The sequence below is a fragment of the Amycolatopsis sp. genome, assembly GCF_036008905.1.
Lineage (GTDB): Bacteria > Actinomycetota > Actinomycetes > Mycobacteriales > Pseudonocardiaceae > Amycolatopsis.
This window is the reverse complement of sequence record NZ_DASYMU010000177.1, coordinates 1-8,813: the sequence shown is the minus strand read 5'-3', so window position 1 is coordinate 8,813 and position 8,813 is coordinate 1. Positions and strand designations below refer to the sequence as shown.

1 protein-coding gene and 1 pseudogene are annotated in these 8,813 nt (G+C 71.1%); both read left to right on the top strand.

What is annotated here, in order from left to right:
* Nucleotides 1-2: 2 nt before the first annotated feature.
* Nucleotides 3-4,865 (top strand): type I polyketide synthase, encoded by a 4,863-nt coding sequence (locus VGP60_RS30035; protein ID WP_414640424.1) that lies wholly within the window; start codon nucleotides 3-5, stop codon nucleotides 4,863-4,865.
* 30 nt (nucleotides 4,866-4,895) lie between these two features.
* A pseudogene (locus tag VGP60_RS30030) lies at nucleotides 4,896-8,813 on the top strand (type I polyketide synthase); the annotation flags it as partial.

The following is an 8,813-nucleotide window of genomic DNA, read 5'->3' as shown; positions in this document are numbered from 1 at the left end:
CAATCCCCGACGAGAAGGACAGGCCAGTGCAGGAAGACCAGCAGGACAAGATCGTCGAGTACCTCCGACGCGTGACCGCTGATCTTCGCGGCGCGAAGGAGCGGATCCAGGAACTCGAGTCCCAGCGGCACGAACCGATCGCCATCGTCGGGATGAGCTGCCGGTACGCGGGCGGGATCTCGTCGCCGGAGGACCTCTGGGAGATCGCCGCCGGCGGGGTCGACGCCATCGGCACCTTCCCGGCCGATCGCGGCTGGGATCTCGAAGGCCTCTACCACCCGGACCGCGAACACGCCGGGACGTCGTACACGCGATCCGGCGGTTTCCTGCACAACGCGGGCGAGTTCGACCCGGAGTTCTTCGGCATCTCACCGCGCGAGGCACTCGCCACCGATCCGCAGCAGCGCCTGCTGCTCGAGGTCTCGTGGGAGGCGATCGAGCGCGCCGGGATCGACCCGGTTTCCCTGCGGGGCAGCCGGACCGGGGTGTTCGCCGGGGTCATGTACAGCGACTATTCGGCTGCGTTGGCGGGCGCGGAGTTCGAAGGTTTCCGCGACACCGGCTGTGCGCCGAGTGTCGCCTCCGGGCGAGTGGCCTACACGCTCGGACTTGAGGGTCCGGTCGTTTCGGTGGACACCGCGTGCTCGTCCTCGCTGGTGACGCTTCACCTCGCCGCGCAGGCGCTGCGCAACGGTGAGTGCTCGATGGCGCTCGCGGGCGGTGTCGCGGTGATGTCGACGCCCGAGGTGTTCATCGAATTCTCCCGGCAGGGCGGGCTTTCCGAAGACGGCCGATGCAAGTCGTTCTCCGACGACGCCGACGGGGTCGGCTGGTCCGAGGGCGTCGGGATGCTGGTGCTGGAGAAACTTTCCGACGCGCGCCGCAACGGGCACGAGGTGCTCGCGGTGGTGCGTGGCAGCGCGGTCAACTCCGATGGCGCGTCGAACGGCCTCACCGCCCCGAACGGCCCGTCACAGCAGCGCGTGATCCGCGCGGCGCTGGCCGACGCCGGTCTGTCCACTCCGGACGTAGACGTCGTCGAGGCACACGGCACCGGAACCAAACTGGGTGACCCGATCGAAGCGCAGGCACTGCTCGCGACCTACGGCCAGGGCCGGGAACGGCCGCTGCTGCTGGGTTCGCTGAAGTCGAACCTCGGCCACAGCCAGGCCGCCGCCGGGGTGGCGGGCGTCATCAAGATGGTGCTCGCGATGCGCGCCGGAGTGGTCCCGAAGACTCTCCACCTCGGCACGCCGTCGTCCCAAGTGGACTGGACCGAAGGCGCGGTTGAGCTGCTCGCCGAGCAGATCCCTTGGCCAGAGGTGGATCGCCCGCGCCGCGCCGGGGTTTCGTCGTTCGGGATCAGCGGCACCAACGCGCACGTGATCGTCGAGCAAGCTCCGGTCGCGGCCGACCCGGCGCCGCGCGCCAAGACCGACGGCGTCCTGACCTGGGTGCTTTCAGCGGCGTCCGAACCGGGCTTGCGCGACCAAGCCGCCCGACTCAAGTCCTTTGTGGACTCCGAAGACCTGGAGTCGATCGACGTCGGCTGGTCGCTCGCCACCACCCGATCCCCGCTCATGTACCGTGCGGCCGTCCTTGGCGAGACCCGGCAAGACTTCCTCGACGGCCTGGCCGCACTCGCCGTCGACGGCCCTTCGTCGGCCGTCGTGCAGGGTGTCGCCGATGGCGAAGGCGACCCGGTCTTCGTGTTCCCCGGCCAGGGTTCGCAGTGGTGGGGGATGGGCCGCGAACTCTGCGCCACTTCGCCGGTTTTCCGCGAGAGCGTCCAAGCTTCCGCCGACGCACTGGCGCCCTTTGTGGACTGGCCGGTGTACGACGTCGTCGCCGGTGTCGGCGATCCCGCGATCCTCGAGCGGGTCGACGTCGTGCAGCCCGCGCTCTTCACGATCATGGTCGGGCTGGCCAAGCTCTGGCGCTCCTACGGCATCGAACCCGCCGCCGTGATGGGACATTCGCAGGGCGAGATCGCCGCCGCCCACGTGGCCGGTGCGCTCTCGCTCGACGACGCCGCTCGCGTGGTCGCGTTGCGCAGCAAGGCTTTGCTGAGCCTGTCCGGCCTCGGCGGCATGGTCTCGATCGCCGCCTCGGCGCAGCGCGTCACCCAACTGCTGGCGCCGTGGGGCGAAGACGTCTCCCTGGCCGCCGTGAACGGACCTTCGTCGGTCGCGGTCTCCGGCACCCCCGCGGCACTCGACGCCCTGATGGAGGAGTGCGCGCGACAGGAGGTCCGGGCCCGCCGGATCACCGTGGACTACGCCTCGCACGGCCCGCAGGTCGAGACCGTCCGCGAAGAACTGCTGCGAATCCTCGCCCCGGTCAAGCCGCAGGCCGCGAAGGTGCCGTTCTACTCCACGGTGACCGGCTCGAAGCTCGACGCCACCACGCTCGGCGCCGAGTACTGGTACACAAATCTGCGCCGGACCGTCCAACTGGAACAGACGACCCGGGCGCTGGTAGCCGACGGGCACAGCGTGTTCATCGAAGCGAGCCCGCATCCCGTGTTGCTGGGCGGCGTCCAGGAGACCGTCGAGTCCGAGGGCGGCGACCCGGGCGCGGTGCTCGGTTCGCTGCGCCGCGACGAAGGCGGCACCAAGCGTTTTCTTACTTCCCTTGCCGAGGCCTACACCCACGGCGTGGCCGTCAACTGGAAGAACGTCTTCTCCGGTGGCGACCCGCGCACGGTCGGTCTCCCCACTTACGCCTTCCAGCGCCGCCACTTCTGGCCCGAGCAGGGCCCAGCCGCCACCGGCACCGCGCTGGACTCGGAGTTCTGGAGCCTCGTCTCGAACGGTGACGTGAAGTCGCTGGCAGGAGAACTGTCCCTCGACGACGAGTACGCCTCACTCGAAGCTGTGCTCCCGGCCATGTCAGCCTGGCACGCACGGACCCGGCAGCGCTCGACCGTCGACGGCTGGCGCTACCGCGTCCAGTGGACCCCGCTGGCCGACCCCGCTGGTGCCCAGCTGAGCGGAACCTGGCTGCTGGCCGTGCCCGAGACCGACGCGCCGCTCGTGGACGACGTCGCCCTCGCGCTGACCGTCGCCGGAGCTTCGGTCCTGCGCCTGGCTGTCACCTCCGGCGACCGTGAACACGTTGCCCGGCAAGTGGAATCCGCGCTCGACGGCGTCACCCCGGCCGGGATCGTGTCCCTGCTGGGGATCGACGAAGAGCCCCTAGAAGCCGGTGTCCCGCGTGGCCTGGCGGACACCGTCAGCCTGGTGCAGGCATTGGGCGACCTCGACGCACCGCTGTGGTGCGCGACCTGCGGCGCGGTCACCATCGGCGCCGCCGACGGGATCGTCCGCCCGGTCCAAGCCGCGCTCTGGGGCTTCGGCCGTGTGGTCGCGCTGGAACACCCGTCGCGCTGGGGCGGTCTGGTCGATCTGCCTGAGGACTTCGACGAGCGGGCGTCGGCCCGGTTCATCGCAGTGCTGGCCGGACTGGACGACGAAGACCAGGTGGCCGTGCGCCCCTCGGGCCTGTTCGGCCGCAGACTGGTGCACGCACCGGTTTCCGGAGAACCCCGTGGCACCACAAGGCGTTCGCACGGGACCGTGCTGATCACCGGCGGCACGGGCGGCCTCGGGGCGCGGATGGCCCGGTGGATCGCCGACAACGGCGCGGACCACGTCGTCCTCGCCGGTCGCCGCGGCGAAGCGGCACCCGGCGTCGGCGAACTGCGTGCCGAGCTGGAGGCCACCGGGGCCCAGGTCACCATCGAGGCCTGTGACGTCGGTGATCGCGACGCGCTCGCGGGACTGCTGACCCGGATCCCGGCCGAATTCCCCCTCACCGCGGTCTTTCACGCTGCGGGCGTGCCGGATGACGACGTGGTCGACGCGCTGACGCTGGACGGGCTCGCGACGGTTCTCCGGTCGAAGCTGTCCGGCGCGCAGTACCTGCACGAGCTCACCCGCGACCTCGACCTCGACGCGTTCGTCCTGTTCTCCTCCGGTGCCGCGATCTGGGGTGGCGGCGGGCAGCCGGGGTACGCGGCCGCCAACGCCTACCTCGACGCGCTGGCCGAACAGCGCGTCCGCGAAGGACTGCCCGCGACCTCGGTGTCCTGGGGCTTCTGGGCGGAAACCGGCATGGCCGCCGACTCCGCCGACCGCGAGCAGCTCGTGCTCGCCGGGGTCGGCGCGATGGACCCGGAGCTGGCGACCTCCGCGCTGCGCCGCGCGCTCGACGACGAGGAAACCACCCTGACCGTCGCCGCGATGGACTGGGAACGGTTCGCGCCGACGTTCACCGCGCTGCGCCCGAGCCCGCTGCTCTCCGCGCTTCCCGAAGTCCGCGCGGTCCTTACGGCCCCGGCCGGTGCCGAGGTGGAGGAGTCGGTCCTCAAGCGGCGCCTGCTCGGCCTGCCGGTCGCCGAACGCGGTCGCGCGCTGCTCGAAGTGGTCCGCGCGGAGGTGGCGGCCGCCCTCGGGCACGAGACAGCCGAAGCCGTCCCCGTCGACCTCGCCTTCCGCGATCTCGGGCTGAACTCCATCGTCGCGGTGGACCTGCGCAACCGGCTCACCACGTTGACCGGCCTGGCCCTGCCCGGCGCGCTGGTCTTCGACTACCCGACACCGGACACCCTCGCCCGGCACCTGCTCTCCGAACTCCTGCCCGGCGGCGAGGAACCGGCCGACGACGAGGAAGCCGAGGTGCGGCGCGTCCTCGCCGCCATCCCGCTCAGCCGGCTCCACAAGGCCGGACTGCTGGACATGCTGCTGCAGCTCGCCGACCGGCGGGAGTCCGAAGTGGACGGACCGGTGGCCGGTGCCACGGACTCGATCGACGACATGGACGCCGAGAGCCTGCTGCGGCTGGCCACCGAAAGCACGAACTGACGCTGGAGTGATCTGATGACGAACTCATCCGAGCAATACGTCGAGGCACTGCGGAAGTCCCTCAAAGAGGTCGAACGTCTCCGCCGGCAGAACGAGCAGCTGGTCGCCGCCACCGTGGAGCCGATCGCCATCGTGGGCATCGGCTGCCGCTTCCCGGGCGGGATCACCTCGCCCGAGGCTCTGTGGCGACTCGTCGAAGAGGGCCGCGACGCGCTCGGCGGCTTCCCCGAGGACCGCGGCTGGGACTTCGACGATCTCCGAGGCGAGGGCCGCGGCCGCAGCGAGTCGCTGGAGGGTGGGTTCCTCGACCGCGTCGCGGACTTCGACGCCGGGTTCTTCGGCATCTCCCCGCGCGAGGCCGCGGCGATGGACCCGCAGCAGCGCGTCCTGCTGGAGACGGCGTGGGAATCCCTTGAGCACGCCGGAATCGACCCACTGAGCCTGCGCGGCAGCCGGACCGGCGTGTTCGTCGGCACCACCGGGCAGGACTACGCCGAGCTCGTGACGAAGGCGGGTGCCGACGCGGACGCCCACGCCGCCACCGGGATCCTCGCGAGTGTCCTCTCCGGCCGGATCTCCTACTCGCTCAACCTCGAAGGCCCGTCGGTCACTCTGGACACGGGTTGTTCGTCGTCGCTGGTCACCCTGCAGTCGGCGGCGCAGGCGCTGCGCAACGGCGAGTGCTCGCTGGCACTGGCCGGCGGGGTGACGGTCATGACGACCCCGGCCCCCTTCGCCGAGTTCACCCGGCAGGGCGGGCTCGCCCCGGACGGCCGGTGCAAGTCGTTCGCCGAGGCCGCCGACGGCACCGGCTGGGGGGAAGGTGCGGCGATCCTGGTCGTGGAACGGCTTTCCGACGCACAGCGCAACGGCCACGAGGTACTCGCCGTGATCCGCGGCAGCGCGATCAACTCCGACGGTGCGTCGAACGGGCTGACCGCGCCCAACGGCCTTTCGCAACAGCGGGTCATCAAGGCCGCGCTCGCCAACGCCGGGCTCAACCCGGCCGACATCGACGCCGTCGAGGGCCACGGCACCGGCACCACGCTCGGTGACCCGATCGAAGCGCAGGCTTTGCTCGCCGCCTATGGTCCCGGCCGCAACGCCGAGCGTCCACTGTGGATCGGTTCGATCAAGTCGAACCTCGCGCACACCCAGGGCGCGGCCGGGGCCGCGGGGGTGATCAAGATGGTCATGGCGATCCGGCACGGCGTGCTGGCGCCCACTCTGCACGTCGACGCGCCGACGTCGCATGTGGACTGGTCCGGCGGGGGAGTGGCCGTGACGGCCGAGCGCATGCCCTGGCCGGAGACCGGTCGTCCGCGCCGCGCCGGGGTCTCGTCGTTCGGTATCAGCGGTACCAACGCCCACGCCATCCTCGAGCAGGCCCCGGCGGTCGCCGCGCCCGCGGAGCGCCCCGCCGCGGAGACGACCTTGCCGTGGCTGGTGTCCGGCCGTACCGAACGTGGCTTGCGCGCCCAGGCCCGCAACCTGCTGGCCCATCTGGCGGAAACATCGCAGGCACCCGCCGACACCGCGTTTTCCCTGGCCACCACCCGAGCCTCGCTCGAACGTCGCGCGGTCGTCGTCGGCACCGGCCCAGAACTGCTCGCCGGACTGCGAGCCATCGCCGACGGCGAACCGGCCACCGGGCTGACCTCCGGCGGCACCTCCCGCCCCCGGGGCGCGGTCCTGGTCTTCCCCGGCCAGGGTTCCCAGTGGATCGGCATGGGCGCGGAGCTGCTCGAGACCTCCCCGGCGTTCGCGGAGCGGGTCGCCGAATGCGAAGAAGCGTTGCGCCCCTTCGTCGACTGGTCGTTGACCGCGGTCCTGCGCGGTGACGAAGACTCCGCCGACCTCGCCCGCGTCGATGTCGCCCAGCCCGCGCTGTGGGCGATGATGGTGTCGCTCGCCGCAGTGTGGCGTGGCCACGGTGTCGAGCCCGCCGCGGTCATCGGCCACTCACAGGGCGAGATCGCGGCCGCCTGTGTCGCGGGTGGACTGTCCCTTTCCGACGGCGCCCGGATCGTCGCCGTCCGCAGCCAGGCCATCGCGCGGACGCTGTCCGGCCACGGCGGCATGGTCTCGGTCGCCGCGAACCACGAAGACGTGCTGAACCGGCTGGAGCGCTGGGACGGCAGGGTTTCCGTCGCCGCGGTCAACGGGCCGTCCACAGTGGTCGTTTCCGGCGACCCCGACGCGCTCGACGAGCTGATCGCCTCTTACGAAGCGGAAGGCGTTCGAGCCAAGAAGATCGCTGTGGACTACGCGTCTCACTCGGCGCAGGTCGACGCGCTGCGCGACGAACTCGCCTCGACGCTCGCGCCGATCAAGCCGCAAAGTTCAGAGATCCCGTTCTTCTCCACCGTGACCGGCGACTGGATCGACACCGCCGAGCTGGACGCGACCTACTGGTTCACCAACCTGCGCAGCACCGTCCAGCTGGAAGTGGCGGTGCGCGCGCTGCTCCGCCACGGGCACGACGTGTTCATCGAGGCGAGCCCGCACCCGGTGCTCGCCACCGGCTTGCAGGACACCGTCGACTCCGCCGGAGCCGCCGAAGCCGTGGTGCTCGGCTCGCTGCGGCGCGACGACGGTGGCCGCGCCCGGCTGCTCACCGCGTTGGCCCAGGCATACGTCAACGGCGTGAGCGTCGACTGGCGCGAGCTCGTCGCCGGTGGCCGCCGCGTGGAGCTGCCGACCTACGCGTTCCAGCGCGAGCGGCACTGGCTCGACGTCCACGAGGAGTCCGCGAACCCGGCGGACCTCGGCCTGGAGCTGGCCGATCACCCGATGCTCGGCGCCGCCCTCGGCCGCGCCGACGGCGACGGCGTGGTGCTCACCGGCAAGATCGGGCTCAAGTCGCACTCGTGGCTTGGGGACCACATGATCCTCGGCTCGGTGGTCGTGCCGGACACCGCGTTCGTCGAATGGGCGATCCGCGCGGGCGACGAGGTCGGCCGCACGGTCATCGACGAACTGACCGTGCACCGGCCGCTGGTCCTCGGCGAGCGGGAATCGGTGCAGGTACAGGTGATCGTCGAGGCGCCTCCCGCCGAGGACTCCGGCCGTCGTGCGGTCGCGGTCTACTCCCGCGCCGAGGGAACGGGCGAGCGGCCGTGGACCTGCCACGCCACGGCGACGCTGTCGGTCGCGTCCGGTTTCACACCGACAGATTCCGCGGTCTGGCCGCCCGAAGGCGCACAGCCGCTCGACGTCGACGAGTTCCTCGGCGGTTTCCTGGCCGCCGGGCACGATCCCGGCCCGATGTTCCACAACGTCGTCGCCGTCTGGCGCCGCGCGGAAGACGTGTTCGTTGAGACTGTGCTTCCCGAAGACCAGCGCGGGGCTCGATTTGCTGTGCACCCGGCGCTCTTGCAGACCGCGGTCACCGCCACCCTCGCGCTGACCGCGAGTGACGGCCCGGGCCTGCCGTCGGTCTGGCACGACGTCGCGGTGCACGCCACCGGCGCGACCGCCCTGCGCATCGGGTTCTCCCCGGACGGCTTCGGCGGATGTTCCGTCACCGCCACGGATCTCGCGGGCGCGCCAGTGCTTACGGCCGCTTCGGTGCGGCGCGGGACGATCTCCGCCGACCAGTTCGCGCCCGTCGAGCTTTCCCATCGCGATTCGCTGTTCCAGATCGGCTGGGTCCCCGCGCTCACCGGCGAAGACCGGACGGCGAACGAGCGCTGGGCCGTGATCGGCAGCGAGCCCATGGTGTCCACTGTGGAGCGTTCCGGTGTCCCGGTCGTCGGAGTCGCCGACTTCGACGAGCTCGACGCGGCGGACATCGTGCTGCTGCCAGTCACTTCGGCAACCGGCGATCTCGCCGCGGCCGCACACAGATCGGTCCGCGACGCCCTGACGTCCATCCAGCAGTTCTTGCGTGACAGCAAGTTCGACGACTCACACCTCGTCGTGCTCACCCGGCAGGCGATCGCGGCC